At 68.4% G+C, this 15,479-nt stretch carries 13 protein-coding genes and 1 pseudogene; 11 read left to right on the top strand and 3 right to left on the bottom strand.

Features of this window, described 5'->3' with window-relative positions; genetic code table 11:
- The first annotated feature begins 2 nt into the window (after positions 1–2).
- The 6 genes from RGU41_RS06155 (at position 3) to RGU41_RS06130 (ending at position 7,054) form a co-directional block, all read left to right on the top strand.
- Entirely contained in the window at positions 3–1,037 is a 1,035-nt protein-coding gene (locus RGU41_RS06155) for a glycosyltransferase family 4 protein (protein ID WP_166791015.1), read from the top strand.
- On the top strand, positions 1,034–1,855 hold the full coding sequence (locus tag RGU41_RS06150; RefSeq protein ID WP_134448712.1) for an SAM-dependent methyltransferase: 822 nt from the start codon (positions 1,034–1,036) through the stop codon (positions 1,853–1,855). The genes RGU41_RS06155 and RGU41_RS06150 overlap by 4 nt, the downstream gene beginning before the upstream one ends.
- Entirely contained in the window at positions 1,852–2,841 is a 990-nt protein-coding gene (locus RGU41_RS06145) for a lysylphosphatidylglycerol synthase transmembrane domain-containing protein (protein WP_322135795.1), read from the top strand. Before RGU41_RS06150 ends, RGU41_RS06145 begins: the two co-directional genes overlap by 4 nt.
- Positions 2,838–3,584, top strand: a complete 747-nt coding sequence (locus RGU41_RS06140) for a RibD family protein (RefSeq protein ID WP_322135794.1) — start codon at positions 2,838–2,840, stop codon at positions 3,582–3,584. Before RGU41_RS06145 ends, RGU41_RS06140 begins: the two co-directional genes overlap by 4 nt.
- A complete protein-coding gene (locus RGU41_RS06135) occupies positions 3,581–5,203 on the top strand; it encodes a CDP-alcohol phosphatidyltransferase (RefSeq protein ID WP_322135793.1) in 1,623 nt (540 codons plus the stop codon). Before RGU41_RS06140 ends, RGU41_RS06135 begins: the two co-directional genes overlap by 4 nt.
- A 93-nt stretch (positions 5,204–5,296) precedes the next feature.
- Positions 5,297–7,054, top strand: a complete 1,758-nt coding sequence (locus RGU41_RS06130; protein WP_322135792.1) for an HNH endonuclease signature motif containing protein — start codon at positions 5,297–5,299, stop codon at positions 7,052–7,054.
- 232 nt (positions 7,055–7,286) lie between these two features.
- Here RGU41_RS06130 and RGU41_RS06125 read toward each other — a convergent pair whose 3' ends face one another.
- The 3 genes and pseudogenes from RGU41_RS06125 to RGU41_RS20760 form a co-directional block, all read right to left on the bottom strand.
- Positions 7,287–8,576, bottom strand: coding sequence for a glycosyltransferase (locus RGU41_RS06125; protein ID WP_134561145.1), 1,290 nt, complete (start codon positions 8,574–8,576; stop codon positions 7,287–7,289).
- On the bottom strand, positions 8,573–10,066 hold the full coding sequence (locus RGU41_RS06120) for a glycoside hydrolase domain-containing protein (RefSeq protein WP_322135791.1): 1,494 nt from the start codon (positions 10,064–10,066) through the stop codon (positions 8,573–8,575). The genes RGU41_RS06125 and RGU41_RS06120 overlap by 4 nt, the downstream gene beginning before the upstream one ends.
- Before the next feature lie 5 nt (positions 10,067–10,071).
- Positions 10,072–10,809: pseudogene (locus tag RGU41_RS20760) on the bottom strand (glycoside hydrolase); the annotation flags it as partial.
- A 111-nt stretch (positions 10,810–10,920) separates the two neighbouring features.
- Here RGU41_RS20760 and RGU41_RS06110 point away from each other — a divergent pair.
- The 5 genes from RGU41_RS06110 (at position 10,921) to RGU41_RS06090 (ending at position 15,383) form a co-directional block, all read left to right on the top strand.
- Positions 10,921–11,949 (top strand): glutathione S-transferase family protein, encoded by a 1,029-nt coding sequence (locus RGU41_RS06110; RefSeq protein ID WP_322135790.1) that lies wholly within the window; start codon positions 10,921–10,923, stop codon positions 11,947–11,949.
- 99 nt (positions 11,950–12,048) lie between these two features.
- The gene (locus tag RGU41_RS06105) at positions 12,049–12,603 is read left to right on the top strand and encodes a hypothetical protein (RefSeq protein ID WP_322135789.1); all 555 of its coding nucleotides are present in this window, start codon (positions 12,049–12,051) and stop codon (positions 12,601–12,603) included.
- A 13-nt stretch (positions 12,604–12,616) separates the two neighbouring features.
- Entirely contained in the window at positions 12,617–13,498 is an 882-nt protein-coding gene (locus RGU41_RS06100; RefSeq protein WP_322135788.1) for an ATP-binding cassette domain-containing protein, read from the top strand.
- Positions 13,408–14,703, top strand: a complete 1,296-nt coding sequence (locus RGU41_RS06095; protein WP_322135787.1) for an ATP-binding cassette domain-containing protein — start codon at positions 13,408–13,410, stop codon at positions 14,701–14,703. The genes RGU41_RS06100 and RGU41_RS06095 overlap by 91 nt, the downstream gene beginning before the upstream one ends.
- Positions 14,700–15,383, top strand: coding sequence for a hypothetical protein (locus tag RGU41_RS06090; protein ID WP_322135786.1), 684 nt, complete (start codon positions 14,700–14,702; stop codon positions 15,381–15,383). Before RGU41_RS06095 ends, RGU41_RS06090 begins: the two co-directional genes overlap by 4 nt.
- Positions 15,384–15,479 lie beyond the last annotated feature (96 nt).

Raw genomic sequence — 15,479 nt, 5'->3', positions numbered from 1 at the left:
GCATGTCCGCCGAACGTCGGGTCTCCTTCTTCGTGCCCGCAGCGATCGACGACCCCGCCAGGGTCAGCGGTGGCAACGTCTACGACCAGCACGTTCGCGACGGGCTCCGACGCAGCGGCTGGGAGGTGCACATGGTTCCGATCCCGCCGGATGACGGCATGCTCACGGGCCTGACCCTGTCGAGGCTGCCGGACGGTGCCCTCGCCCTGGTCGACGGCCTGATCGCCGCACGCGAATCGGTGGCATTGGGCCTCCAGGCCACCCGGCTCCGGTTGATCGTCCTCGCGCACATGGTCACGGCCGACAGCCGTGAACGAGACGCATTCCGGGCTGCGAAACGCATCATCGCCACGAGCGGATGGACCCGGTCTGAGATCATCACGCGTCACTCCCACGCGGCCCACGACGTCATCGTCGCTTACCCGGGAACGGATCCCGCCGCCACGACGAACGCTTCACCAGCAGGCGACCGGCTGCTCTGCATTGGCGTGGTTGCCCCGCACAAGGGCCAGGACCTGCTGATCGGCGCCTTGGCGCACCTCACCGACGTTGACGGCTGGACGTGCACCTTCGTCGGATCACTCGACGGTGCACCAGGTTTTGTCGACGAGCTGACGCGCGCCCGTCACCGGGCACGCCTCACCGCCAGGGCACCGTTCAGGGGTGCGCTGGTCGGAACACGGTTGGACAGCGCATACGCCAGGACCGACCTTGTCGTCGTGCCATCCCGGTACGAGAGCTTCGGAATGGTCGTCGCAGAGGCCCAGGCCCGCGGCATCCCCGTCCTGGCCTCCCGTATCGGTGGCATTCCGGAAGCGCTCTCGAACGAGTCGGCGGGGATCCTCGTCGCGCCGGAGGATCCGCGGGCGCTCGAGGTCGCGCTGCGCCACTGGTTAGCCAGTCCGGCACAGCGGTCGCAGCTCAAGGCAGCCGCCGTGGCGGCCAGCAGACGGGCCAGGCCGTGGAGTGCGACGGTAGCCGCCATTGCGTCAACGCTCATCGAGGTGGCATTCCGTGAAACGGCGGTTTCCCCATGACCGGCATTCCCCTGGTCAGTCCGGACTGGCTGGCGCTGCGTGAACCGGAGGACGCAGCTGCGCGCTCACGCGATCTTGCGCTCACCGCCGCCGCCAAAATCCCGGATGGACCGGTGATCGTTCACGATCTCGGCAGCGGGACCGGTTCGATGATGCGCTGGCTCGCTCCCCTCCTCCCCGGTCCGCAGACCTGGATCCTGCACGACTGGAATCCGGACCTGATCGAATCGGCCATCGGCAGGATGCGTCCGCGGGACGGGAACTCGGCAGCGATTTCCGTTCTCGCCCGACCGGGGAACCTCGCCGACCTGCGGGCATCCGACCTTGAGGGTGCGTCCCTCGTGACGGCATCCGCCCTGCTCGATGTGCTGACCTCCCACGAGACCCACACCATCGTGGACGCCTGCGTTGACGCCAGCTGCCCCGCTCTTCTCACCCTCAGCGTGACAGGCCGGGTTCGCCTGAGCCCACGGGACCACCTCGACGCGGCATTCGAGGAAGCCTTCAACGCACATCAACTTCGACTGGCAGACAATCGCAGGCAGCTCGGTCCGTATGGCGCGCCGATTGCGCGCGGACTGTTCACACAGGCCGGCTGGGAGGTGCGCCAGACCGCCACGGAATGGCTGCTCGACCACAGCAGGCACCGCCTGCTCCTCGACTGGTTCTGCGGATGGGTGGACGCCGCCGTCGAGCAGGATCCCCGGCTGGGCGCTGAGGCCGCGCGCTTCCGGCGACTTCGGATGTCCCAGATCCGATGCGGGGAGCTGGCAGCGCGCATCCGCCACGTCGACCTGCTGGCCTGGCCGCGCGGATGACCCACCGCAGCCGAGCCCTGATTCGCCAGGTCTTGCGGTCGGCGGGATTCCGCCGTGCCATCCGTCCGGTCCTCGGCGCCGGGGTCCTCATCAGCGTCATCGGGCAGGTGGGCACGGGCCCGTTCCTGCAGGGCATCGTCAGCCTGGACGGACCGACGATCGGCGCGGCGCTGCTTCTTTCGGCCGTTGCAACGGTAGCTGCCTCGTGGCGGTGGCAGCTCATCGCGACCCGCCTGGGAGTTCCGCTCCGCTTGTCGACCGCCGTCGGAATGTACTACCAGTCCCAGTTCTTGAACACGATCCTTCCGGGCGGAATCGTCGGGGACATCCGCCGGGCAGTCGACAGCGGCCCGCGCGGCACAAGCGTCAGGCCCGCCGCGCGCGCTGTCGCGGTCGAGCGCCTGTCGGGGCAGGTCGTGCAGCTCGGCCTGGCGCTGATAGTGCTGGCGTGCTTCGGAACCGAGTTCGAGGGCTACCTGCTGCCGGCGCTCGGGATCGGATTCGGCGTCGTCGTCGCCGGGCTTGCCGCGACGATAGCGCTGAGCACACGCGCCCATGCGGTGCTGCTCAGCGAGGCGCGCGAACTCCGGGCCGGCCTCGGATCACTGCGCACCTCCCTGCAGGTCGCGATCGCGTCGGTCATCGTCGTCGGCTGCCATGTCGCCACTCTCACGCTCGCAACTACGGCCGTTGGCGCGAGGATGCCGGGGCTGCGGATGCTCACTCTCGCTCTCGTCATCCTGCTCGGCGCCTCGATCCCGCTGAACATCGGCGGCTGGGGACCTCGCGAGGGCATCGCCGGCTGGGCATTCGCAGTTGCGGGATCGGGCGCGCCGGCGGGGGTGGCGGCATCCACCCTGTTCGGCGTGCTCACGATGCTCTCGATCACGCCGGGCGCGCTCGTCGCCGCCGCTGTCGCCGTTCGTCTGCGCCGACCGGAGTCCATTCTCGTTCCACACGCTCTCGACCAAGAGGAGACATCGTGACACTCACGCCATACGTCACCCTGAGCTGCGCCATCTCCCTCGACGGGTATCTCGACACAGCGCGTCCACCGCGGCTCACCCTGTCGAATGCAGCCGACCTCGATCGTGTTGACGCCGTGCGGGCAAGGAACGACGCAATCCTGGTCGGTGCACGAACCGTGCGAGCCGACAACCCGCGATTGCTGGTGAGGAGCGCTGCCTGCCAGAACCGTCGAGAGGCAGCCGGCCTGCCGCGCTCACCGTGGAAGGTCACGGTGACGGCAACGGGCGACCTCGATCCGAACGCGGCATTCTTCACATCCGGCGACACCACACGGCTCGTGTACTGCCCCGCACCGCTGGCCGGCGGCCTCCGGCGACGACTCGGACCCGCCGCCGTTGTCGTCGGTCTGGACGGTGGAGTGAGAATGGCCGACCTCGTCGCCGACCTGGGTCAGCGTGGGATCGGCACGCTCATGGTCGAGGGAGGAGCGATAGTCCACACGCAGTTTCTGGCGGCCGATCTTGTCGACGAGCTCCAGCTATGCGTGGCACCCTTCTTTGTCGGCTCAGCCGGGGGCGCCCGCTTCGTCGGCGACGCCCTGTTTCCCTGGACGAGTGACCGGCGGGCTCACCTCGCAGAAGCCAGGCCGATCGGTGACATGGTTCTGATGCGCTACGCGCTCTCAGATCGGTTCACCGAGCACGACGCGGAAGCCCACCCGGCTGTGATCACGGCGCCTCTCATGGTGGGAATGCGGTGAGCGCCAACCGTCCGCCGATGGTTCGACGACGGGTGGGTTTGGCCGCCGCCCTCGTCCTGGCATTCGTCTCTGTCCTCGCGCCTGGATGGATCAGCACGGGGTCGCTGCTGGCCCTGGTGCGCGTACCCCTGGAATCGGTCGTCGTCGTCCTGATCCTGGCGGGACTTCGGCGTCCGTTCCCGCGCCGGACCGTCTCGATCCTCGCCGCCACGGTCTTCGTCGCAACCATCGCTCTCGCGGCTCTCGATCGGGGGTTCAGAAGCACGGTCGGTCAGCCGTTCAACGTGGTGACCGGCTGGCCGGAGGTGCGGGACGCCTACGGTGTCCTCCGGGATTCTGCCGGCCCGGTCGCATCGGTCACACTGCTCATCCTGATGCCGCTATCGTTTTCGGCTGTCACTCTCATTCTCGCTGGTGCATTCCTTCGGATCACGGACGCAGTGGGTCGGCACCGCCGCCCCGCAGCGATCGGTGGCTTCGTGATCGCAGCGAGTTGGATCGCGCTCGGATTCAGCGGCGCCCAGGTCGTACCCGGCGAATCCGTCGCCGCTGCGGACACGATCCACACGGTCGTCGTGAAAGCCGAGCAGGTCAGGATCGCGGATGCCGACCAGGCCAGATTCGCACGCGCAAGCGCAACCGACGAATACGCCCGACTGCCGGCATCCTCTCTCCTCACCGGGCTGAAGGGAAAGGACGTCGTCGTCGCGTTCATCGAAAGCTATGGCCAGGTCGCCGTCCAGAACACGTTCTTTTCCGTCGGCGTCGACGACGTCCTGCGCAGGGGAAACGCGGAGCTCGCGGCCACGGGCTACCAGGAACGCAGCGCCTTTCTCACCTCGCCGACGTTCGGCGGAATCAGCTGGCTCGCCCACTCCACCCTGCAAACCGGGCTCTGGATCGACTCACAACAGAAATACGATCAGGTGACCGCCGGAAACCGGCTCACCCTCAGCAAGGCATTCGCCGGGGCGGGCTGGCACACCATCAGTGACGTGCCCTCCGACACCGGGTCGTGGCCGATCGGCCGATCGTTCTATCATTTCGGGACAGAACTCACCTCCCAGAACGTCGGATATCAGGGTCCTCCGTTCAGCTATGCCCTGATACCCGACCAGTACACCTGGGAATACTTCCAGAAGCACGAACTGGCCGGACCACACCGTCCGCTGATGGCGGAGATCGACCTGGTGTCCTCGCACACCCCGTGGACTCCCCTGCCCCACGAGGTGCCGTGGACCGCTGTCGGGGACGGCTCACTCTACGACCCCCAGCCGGACCAGGGACTGTCTCCGAGCGAGGTGTGGCAGAACCCGCATCTGGTACAGCAGCTCTACGGACAATCCGTTGAATACTCGCTCAGCACGCTCATCTCGTTCCTCACCACCTACGACAACCCGAACCTCGTCCTCGTCGTTCTCGGCGACCACCAACCGGCGACCGTGGTCAGTGGCGAAGGCGCGAACCACACCGTGCCGATCAGCATCATCTCCCGGGATCCCGAGGTCATGAGTCGGATCGCTTCCTGGCAGTGGCAACCGGGAATGCTGCCGGATCGCGCGGCACCCGAATGGCGGATGGACGAGTTCCGTGACCGGTTTTTCGCGGCATTTGAGTGACGACCTGTCCTCAATAGTGTGCTGGTCAGAGTAAGTTTCCACACACCTGAGCCATGCTCACAGAATGTCGGTGGTCGGTCGTAACGTGGGGGCATGACCAACCTCCCGGAGTCGCCCGCCTCACCCGAAAAGCCGCACGGCGACCGGGAGCATGACGACCCGGTGCTCGGCGGCGGAGTGCTCGGCGGCGGAGTGCTCGGCGGGTTGCGCTCGATGGCAAATGTCGTCACCGGGTTGGGCGGTTCGTCCGCCGCCGTCGACACGCTTAGTGACGAGGCGGTGCTCGAGGGACACGCACTGATCGCGAAAGCCCGGCGGGCCCTCGACACCCAGGCAGCATGGTTCGCAGCGACCCTGGCCCGCAGGTCCCGGCCCGACCTCGGCGGGAAGGGTCTTGCGGCCCGGAAGGGGTTCCGCTCCCCGGAGGACCTGCTGCAGTCGATCTCCGGGTCGAGCAAGGGCGATGCGGTCAAGCTCCTCGGGGTGGGCCGGCTGGTGGCCGAGATCGACGCCGCTGAGAAGGCCGCCCGCGACGCCGCCGAGGCCCAGAAGCTGCTCGACGGCACCCCGCCCCTCGACGGGGCCGCTCCAGATCTGCCGCCGGTCGACCAGCCGGTTCCGTCGGCAGCGGTACCACCGTGGCACGCCCCGATCGGCCGCGCCCTCGCCGAGGGCTGGCTCAGTGTCGAGAAGGCGGACGCGCTCCGGAAGGGCCTGGGCGATCTGGACCGGGCGATCACCGCGGAGAAACTCGCGACCGCCCTGGCCCGGCTCCTCACCGAAGCACGAACCCTGAACGCTGACCAGCTGTTCAAGCGCGCCCGAAGGGTACGGGACGTGCTCGATGAAGCCGGCATCGCCGCCCGCGAGAAAGCCGCCTACGACGACCGGTCCCTACGGTTCTGGCGACTCCACACGGGACAGGTGCGCATGGTCGGCCTGTTCGCACCCGAAGACGGCGAATACCTGATGAGTACCTACGACGCCATCACCAGCCCCCGCCGGGGCGGGGTCCGCTTCGTGGACAAGGAGCAGGCCGCGTGGGCGAAGCGCGTGCAGGACGACCCGTGCACCACCGAACAGCTCACCGCGGACGCGTTCCTGGCCCTGACCAAACTCGGCGTCAAAGCCGACCCCAAGCGCATCGCCGGAAGCCGAAGCCCCGCCGTCCGCATGATCACCATCCGCCCCAGGAGCACCACACCGACCAGCACCACACCGACGGGGACCGCATCCACCGGCACCGCACTCATCGGCGTCGCACCGCACGGGAACGCGCCGGTCCGGACCGCGTCGATCGAGACCGCAGCCGGCAGGACTGAACCGAGCTGGCCGACTCCCGACGCGGTGACCGGACCCACGTCCGATGCCGAGGCAGGCCGCAGAGACGAGGCACCCGCGCTCCAGCCGGGCGTGATCGAGGGAACCGCGGTTACGGTCTCCACCGAGACTCTAGAACGGAACCGGTGCGACACCGGACTCCTCGACGTCACCTTCGACGACCACGGCAGCGGCGTCGACCTCGGCCGCGAACAACGCACCTTCAGCCCCGCCCAACGCGACGCCCTCGCCCTTCGCGACGGCGGCTGCATGTGGCCCGGCTGCGACCGACCACCCTCCTGGACCGAAACCCACCACATCCAGCACTGGAAAGACGACACCGGCGCAACCAACCTCGCCGACGGGATCCTGCTCTGCCGGGCCGACCACCTCAGACTCCACAACGAACACTGGCGCATCACACGCGACGACACCGGCCACTACTGGCTCACACCACCCCCGGGACTCGACCCCGAACAGAGACCCATCGTCCTTACCAGCAAAAGCCCGATCCTCCGGGACGACGACTGAGTCGGCGAGGAAGATCGGCGGTGTAGCGGGGACGGCAGCGGCACCGACCGCCGAGTCTCCTTGTTCCGTACTAATGGTGTTCGAAACTGGACGTTTCGGACCCGGCAGTTCAGACATCGGCGCTTCAGACCTCACCGCTTCAGACCTCACCGCTTCAGACCTCACCGCTTCACACTTCACGGTTTCAGACCAACCGTCTTGCCCGCGGCGGGTCCGACCGCCGGATCCGCTCCTACTGGTGCGGGACCTCGGCGGTGTCCCGCAGCGGGGCGAACATCCGGTCGAAGACGTTGCGCCGGTCGAACTGCATCGCGTACTCGCGCGCACGGTCAGCCCAGTCCCTGCGCTCCTCCGCCGTGGTCTCGAGAATTGCGCGGTCGATCGCCTCGGCGATCGCCTGCGGGTCTTCGACGGGGATGATCAGGGCGTGGTCGCCCACGGCTTCGCCGATGCCACCGGTGACGGTGGTGATCACGGGACCGCCGCCGGCGAGCATCTTCTCGGCCAGTGCGATGCCGAACGTCTCCACGAACTCCGGCCGCGGCTTGCTCGGAAGCACGAAGGCGGCGCATCCGGCCATCAGGTACGGCTTCTCCGCATCGCCGACGTCGTCGAGGAACCGGATGCGATCGGCGAGCGGCGAGGCCGCGGCGATGGCCCGGAGTGCCTCGGACTGCGGGCCGCGGCCTGCGATCACGAGGATCTTGTCCTGGCTGGCTGCGCTGATCGCGTAACCGGCGATGAGATCGTCAACGCCCTTCGCCGCGGTGAGCCGGGAGAGGAACAGGATGTACCCGTCCCGTTCGAGGCCGCGGGCGGTGAGAACGTCGTCCGTCACGCTCTCGTCGAGGTGCAGGTAGGAGTCTGCGTCGATCGCCGGGTAGGAGATCGTGATCCGTTCGCGGCACTGGGCCGCGTAGCGGGTGCCGTGGTGCTGGTCGACGAGTTCGGCCTCGGTGATGATGAGCTGCCGGGTGTACTCGGACACAGCGACGCAGTAATCCTGGCTGAGATAGCTCGACAGGATGTGCGCAGCGGCGCCGAATCGTCCCTCGTTGACCGCGGTGCGCACGACATTCGTGACGTCCGAACCCACGGCTTCCGCGATCGTGGTCACGTTGACGGGCAGCCCGGTCCCCCAGGCAGCGCGCACGGCGTCGGAGACCGCGAGCGTGTGCGGCGTGAGGTAGAGCGAGAGGCAGACCGTGGGCACGCCATCGGTGAAGAGCTCGATCAGCCGGCCGGTGACCCCGGCGAGGTGGCGCCCGTCGAGCACCTTGTAGTCCCCGACCGGTGCGGGGCGGTCGACGAAGATCCCGGGACTGTATGGCAGCACGGAATCGAGCGGTTTGAGCGGCAGTCCGGAGGCCTGGAGCTTGTCGATCGGCCACGTCACGATGCGCACCTCGTCGAAGCCGCGCTCGAGCGCGGTCTCAGCGAGATTACGCGCTTCGACGGAGTGGCCGCAGATGACCGGATCGGCCCGGACCACGATGACAAGCCGGTTCTCAACAGAATTCATGGTGTCTCTCCCGTGGATCGTGACGCTCGTGATGGTGACAAGGATGATGGCGTCGAGGGTGGGAAGTCCGTCGTTCCCCAGCTGCCCGGCTCAGGCCCCAACTCCACGACGAGTTCGCCACCGGCGTGGAATTCATTTCCACTGAGCCAGGTGCGCCCGAGCGGTTCCCCGTTGAATTCCATAGCCTGCACATACTGTACGGGTCCGCCCGGTGTCGGTTCAATGAATCCACGAGTACGGATGGTGAACGAGTGCTTACCGACAGAAAACGTCGACTTCTCGAAGGAGGGTGCGTTGACGAGGAAGATGTTCTGGCCGGCCACCGGGAACAGCCCGAGTGACGCCCAGACGAACCAGGAACTGAGCCCGCCGGAGTCGTCGTTTCCTGGCAGCCCTCCCCGGCCGGTGCCGAACTGCTGATGCACGATGTTGTGCACGATCTCGGCCGTGCGGTCCGGCCGGCCCACGTAATGGTACGACCACGGCGCTTCCATGTCGGGCTCGTTGTTGAGTCCCTCGAATCGGCCGAGTCGGTAGCCGGCGATGACTTCCTCCGGGCCGGAGCCCCGGACGAGCTGCTTCACCGGCTCGGCGCCGTAGCCGAAGAACTCGTCGAGCTGGGCGATGAACCGCTCGGCCCCTCCACTCAGAGCGATGCGGGCATCCATGTCCTGAACCAGCCGGAACGAGTAGTTGTGCCGGGTGCCCTCATAGTACGTGGAGTCCTTCAGGAGACCGGTGACCGGGTCGTACGCATTCACCCAGCGTTCAGCGAGGGCGACGAACTGCTCGACGAGGGCCCTGTCGCCGACGTGCCCGGCGACCTTCGCGGTGCACCAGTATCCGAATGCCAGGTCGAGGGTGTGGCTGATCGGATGCGCCTCCCCGTGAACCAGGAACTCCTCGCCGTAGGTGCGGCGCAGGTCGTCGGACATGTGCACGAGGGCCCAGTCCCAGTCGATTCCGGGGAGGCCGAGCTGGCACAGGTCGGCGAGGAAGGTATGGGCGAGAGCACTCGCCTGCCGTGAGAAACGGTCGCTTCCGCGGGCCATCCGGTACCCGATGGGGAAGTTGCCCTCCTCCTCCGAGATGGTGATCATCGCGTTCGCGAGCTCGACCGCTCGTTCCGGCATCAGCGCAGTGATCAGGGGAAGCTGGGTGCGGTAGATGTCCCACATGGTGCTGATGTCGAAGACGAACGGTCCGTCCGTCGGCCAGAACGGGCTCTCCGAGGGGGCCAGGCAGGGCTTGATCAGGGCGTGGTAGAGCGCCGTCGAGAACACCGTCTGGCGAGCGGCAGACGGTGTCCTGACCGTGATGCCCTTGAGCTTTTTGCGCCAGACCTTCTGGGTCCGCTCCCGGCGGGGCGTGAACTGCGCCGGTCCGGTTCCGCAATCCGCCTCGAGGTTGCGCTTGGCCTGGTCGACGCCCCGCAGGAGAATCCGATCCGCAGCTCGATCGTCTGGCCCTCCTCGCTCGGACCGGCCCACATCAGGCCGAACGGGCGCAAGGTCGTCGGGCGGATGTGGTCGAAGTCGAGCCGGGTCCCACCCGGCATCAGGCGTCTGTCGTACCAGAGCATCTGACGCCACTGGGGGTTGTCGCACTCGATGTACACCGAAAGAGGGGCGCCCTCCACCACGATCTCCCCGCTGGCGACTCCGGGCTCGAGGCACTCGAGATGGGCCCGCACCGGGATCGTGGCGCCGTACGGAATCGACAGGCCACCGTGCGAGAAGTCGATGACCACCCGCGCCTTGGAATGTGCCGGAAAGGTATACCGGTGCACCGCACTCTTCGGCCCGACGGTGAGCTCTGCGGTGATGCCGGAGTCGAGGGTTCCTGAATACCAGCCCGGCTCGGCTTGTTCGTCGGTCAGCTCCCAGGTCCGACCGAGCACGTCGAGTGGTTCGATCATCGGCGTGACGCGGAAGTAGTTGTAGTACTTTCGGATGGCGCCGGTACCGGACTGCTGGAAGTGCGCGAATCCCGAAGCGAGGTGACGCTCGTGCAGGAGGGGCGGGATGCCCTCGAGAGAGAGGTCGTACCGGCCGTACCCTGTCGGATAGGCCCCCGAATACGCGCAGGCCGATACCATCCCGAGCGGGTAGGTAGCGCCCGGGTGCGTGTTCCCGATTTGAGGCTTCGGCCACCACCAGGTGGCGGCGAGGCCGGTCTGGGGAGGAAGGTCCGTAACCTCGGTGCCGATAAACGGGTCAACGCGACCGATCATGCAGTATCTCCTCTGAATGCCTTCCTCGGAGAGTAGCCGCTGCACTGCGTCGAAGATGACGCGACTCCGTTACCGCGAGGTAAATTCTCGCGCCGCCGCTACCGTTGAAGGATGACCACCCCAGAGCCCGAGGGCGCAGACCTGACGCCGAGCTACATCGAACCCGGACAGCCCTTCGATCGCGACACCCACTACATCGAGGACCGCATCACCCGGGACGCCCGTGACGGCTGGCCCGTCGAGCCCGGCCGGTACCGTCTCGTGGCCGCGCGGGCGTGCCCGTGGGCGAACCGGACCGCGATCGTCCGGCGCCTGCTCGGGCTGGAGGCGGTCATCTCACTGGGCCTGCCGGGACCGACGCACGACAGGAACAGCTGGACCTTCGACCTCGACCCCGGCGCCGTTGACCCGGTGCTCGGCATTGAACGGCTTCAGCAGGCCTATTTCGCGAGATTCCCGGACTACCCGCGCGGCATCACCGTTCCCGCGATCGTGGACATTCCGAGCGGACGGGTCGTCACCAACAACTACCCGCAGATCACGATCGACTTCGAAACCGAATGGGTGGAGTATCACCGTGAGGGTGCTCCCGATCTGTATCCGGTCGAGCATCGCGCCGAGATCGACGAGGTCGCCGACCTGGTCTTCCACGACGTCAACAACGGCGTCTACAAGTGCGGCTTCGCCGGCAGCCAGAAGTCCTACGAGCGGGCATACGACGCCCTCTTCGCCCGCCTGGACTGGCTCGAGGAGCGCCTCGCGACCCAGCGCTTCCTTGTCGGCGACACGATCACCGAGGCCGACATCCGGCTCTTCACGACGCTCGCACGGTTCGACGCCGTGTATCACGGCCACTTCAAGTGCAACCGCAACAAGCTCAGCGAGATGCCCGTCCTGTGGGCATACGCGAGGGACCTCTTCCAGACGCCGGGTTTCGGCGACACGATCGACTTCGAACAGATCAAGCGGCACTACTACGTCACCCACAGCGACATCAATCCGAGCGGCATCGTCCCGAAGGGGCCGGATGCCCGTGGCTGGCTCGAACCGTCTGGTCGCGACGCCCTGGGCGGGCGTCCGTTCGGCGACGGCACCCCGCCGGGGTCTCCCCTGCCGGCAGAGCGGGTGCCGGCGCTCTGACTCTGTCCCGGGGACAGCACCGCGGGCATGCTCCGGCACGATGACCCTGCGCGTCTGACGAATTCCGATTCCCGCCTGCCGCTCAGTATTCTGGGGGGCATGAAGATGCCAGTACTCGTTACGCTCACCCTGCTCGGAGCGCTGGCGCTCAGCGGTTGCGCCACCGGCCCGTCCACGTCGCCCAGCGGGACCGCCGCGCCCAGAGCCGCAGCAACGGCCGCCGCCACGGAGTCCGCCTCGCCAGAGGCCTGTTCCGGGGTGAGGGTTGTCGTCGATTTCGGAACCCTCGCCGCACCGAAGATCACCGACTGTGTGGACACCGGGACGGCGACCACGATCGCTGCAAGCGCCGTCATGAAGACCGCGGCCGTCGCGACCGAGGGAACCGTCCAGTACGGCGACCAGGTCGTCTGCCGCGTGAACGGGCGCCCTGCCGCCGACGAGACCGTCACGGTCACGGGCCAGGCCTCGTTCGTCGAATCGTGCCAGTCGATGGCGCCCGCATACGCATACTGGGCGCTGTGGATCCAGCAGTCCCCCGGCGCGGCCTGGGAGTACGCCCAGGAGGGCCTCGGGAGCCTCCAGGTGACGCCGGGTCAGTCCCTCGGCCTCGTGTTCACCACCGGTACCGAGACTCCGACGCCCGGGAGCTAGGGCTCCGACCCCGGTGTTCCGCTTTCGCCTGGCCCCTCTCCGCGCGGCCGTGCTCTTCGCGCTCGGATTCGTGGTGCTTCGGATCGGATACCGGGTGCTCTTCGGCGGCGGCGGGGGCACGGGGCTGGTGCTGCTCGACCTGCCGCGAGTCCCCCTCGCCGGACCGTTCAGTCACGTCGTGCTGTTCGGACCTGTCACGACCGGCGGCATCGGGAACGCGGCGCTGAGCGCGCTCCCGGTCGCGGCCGTGATCCTCGTGTTCGGGGTGCTCAACGCGCTCGTCGACGTGAGCCGCCTGTTCGCCCGCGGCGCCAGGCGCGGGCCGCTGCGCACGGTCTCCCGCGCGCTCGTGATCGCGTGGGCCACGTTTCCCGCACTCCTGGACTCGGTCAGGCGCGTCCGCCTGGCCGCTGCCCTCCGGGGTGAGCGGACCGTGGCGGCCCTGCTCGTCCCGGTGTTCGAGCAGACCATCGAGCGCGCCCTCGCCCTCGCTGCATCGATGGAGGCGCGGGGGTTCGCGTCCGTCGGGGCCGTCGGCGGTGCCTGTGACCGGCCCGTCGTCCTGGCGGATGCCGCGCTCGATTTCGACGGGGACTGGCGCCTCGAGCACCTCGACCTCGCTCTCGCCCCCGGCACCCTCACGGTCATCGTCGGGCCGACCGGTTCGGGCAAGTCCGGCCTGCTCCAGGCGATGAGCGGGCTGTTCCAGCACTTCCACGGCGGCCGCCAGCACGGCCGGATCGAGATCGGCGGCGTCGACAGGGCCGAGACTCCCCGCGCGACACCGCCGGTTTCGTCGGCCTGGTGCCACAGGACGTGCGGCTGTCCTTCGTCGCGGAGACCGTGGCGGAGGAGATCGGTTTCGCCCTCACCGTGCGCGGCGTCGCCGCGGTGATCGTGGAGCAGCGTGTGCGGGAGGTGGCCGCGCAACTCGGCATCACGTCGTTGCTGGGTCGCCCCGTCTCGGCGCTCTCCGCCGGGGAGGCCACCCTCGTCTCCCTCGGTGGCGCCCTGATCTGCCGGCCGGTGCTCCTGCTCGTCGACGAACCACTCGCCGAACTCGACACCGAGGCGAGGGACAGGGTCCTCCGCGTGCTCGACCGGCTGGCCCACGAGGCCGGAGTCTGCGTCGTGGTCGCCGAGCACAACAGCCGCGAGTTCGAAACGATCGCGGATGCCTGGCTCGTGCTCGACAGGCACCGCGCGCGCATGCTGCCTCCGGGTGATCAGCCGCCGAACCGGGTCGGCGATCGCAGCGTCCCGAGCAGGAACGCACGGGCCGGGCACCGTCCGAGTCCCGGATCGGAGTCGGAGGCCGGGCTGCGCGCCGCGGTGCCGTTCGCCGGAAAGCCGCTCGCCGGCATCCGCGGGCTGACGGTTCGACACGGCGACCGGACCGTCGTCGACGCGGTGTCACTCGAGCTGGCAGCCGGCGAGATCGTCGCCCTCGAGGGCCGGAACGGCGCGGGCAAGAGCAGCCTCCTGAACGCGCTCGCGCTGCCGTCGACCCGTGGCACCGTGATCGTCGCCGGGCAGGATGTTTCGGCCATGCACAGGAGGAACCGGCGCCGGGCGGTCGCGCTCGTTCCGGAGAATTTCGACGACCTGTTCTTCGCTACGACGGTCGCGGACGAATGCCGCCGCAGTGACCGGTCGACGCGGCGACGCGCGGGACGACGCGCGGGCTTCGCACCGGGCTCCACAGCCGGGACGTTCGCGCGGCTTCTGGGGCACGACTCCGCCGCAGCAGCTCCCCTCCTCGAGCGTCACCCGCGGGACCTTTCTGCGGGCCAGCGGCTCTGCCTCGCGATCGCGATCCAGCTCGCGGACACCCCTGCCCTGCTGCTCGTCGATGAGCCGACCCGAGGCCTCGACGCCGCAGCCCGTTCGCTCGTGGGCACGGCGCTGGAACGCGCGTCCAGCCGGGAATCCGCGGTGCTGTTCGCGACGCACGACCACGACTTCTCCCGGTTTTTCGCCACCCGGACCCTGCACCTCGAGGCCGGGTGCCTGAGTGCCGAGCTGTACATCGGCGCCGGGGCGTCGGGCGCGGCCTCAGCTGTCGGAACTCCGGGCCCGGACAAGCCGGTGACGCCGTGAAGCGCCGCAGCGGGCGGTGGACATCCGCGGTGTTGTGGGGTGGCAGCCTGCTCGCCGCCTCGGGTTTCGGCTGGCCGCTGTTCGCGACCGCCGTTCCCCGGGACGCGCAGGGCGCTGTTCCGTTCGTCGCGTTCGCCCTCGTGCCCGCCGTGATCGTCGCGCTCGCCCTTGTGGTGGACCGCGAGATGTACACCGCGAAGACGGTGGCCGTGCTCGGGGTGCTCGCGGCAGTGGGAGCTGCGGTCCGGATCGCGGGCACGGGCGTCGGCGGTGTCGAGGCCGTGTTCATCCTGCTCATCCTGGCCGGACGGGTCTACGGTGCCCGGTTCGGGCTGCTGCTCGGGCTGCTGACCATCGCCGTGTCTTCGGTGCTCTGGGGCGGGTTCGGGCCGTGGACCCCGTTCCAGATGTTCGCCTGCGGCTGGGTCGGCGCGGGTGCAGCCCTGCTGCCACGCCTGCGCGGCGGTGGGCGACTCGGCCCGCGTGCCAGGGCACGCCTCGAGATCGCGCTCCTGGCCGGGTACGGCGTCGTCGCGTCCTACCTGTTCGGGCTCGTGATGAACCTGTGGTTCTGGCCGTTCGCCGTTGGAACGGGGACCGGCATCTCCTACTCCCCGGAGCGTCCCTGGGCACGAACCTGGCCTCCTTCGGCCTCTACTCGCTCGTCACGTCGACGCTGACCTGGGACACCGTTCGCGCCGTCACGACGGTGCTCGGCATCTTCCTGGTCGGCCCGGCGGCCCTCGCCGCCCTGCGCCGGGCGAAACTGCCCGCCG

Origin of the sequence: Cryobacterium sp. 10C3, from assembly GCF_034314285.1 — a bacterium.
GTDB lineage: Bacteria > Actinomycetota > Actinomycetes > Actinomycetales > Microbacteriaceae > Cryobacterium > Cryobacterium glucosi.
This window is presented reverse-complemented; position numbering and strand designations above follow the sequence as displayed.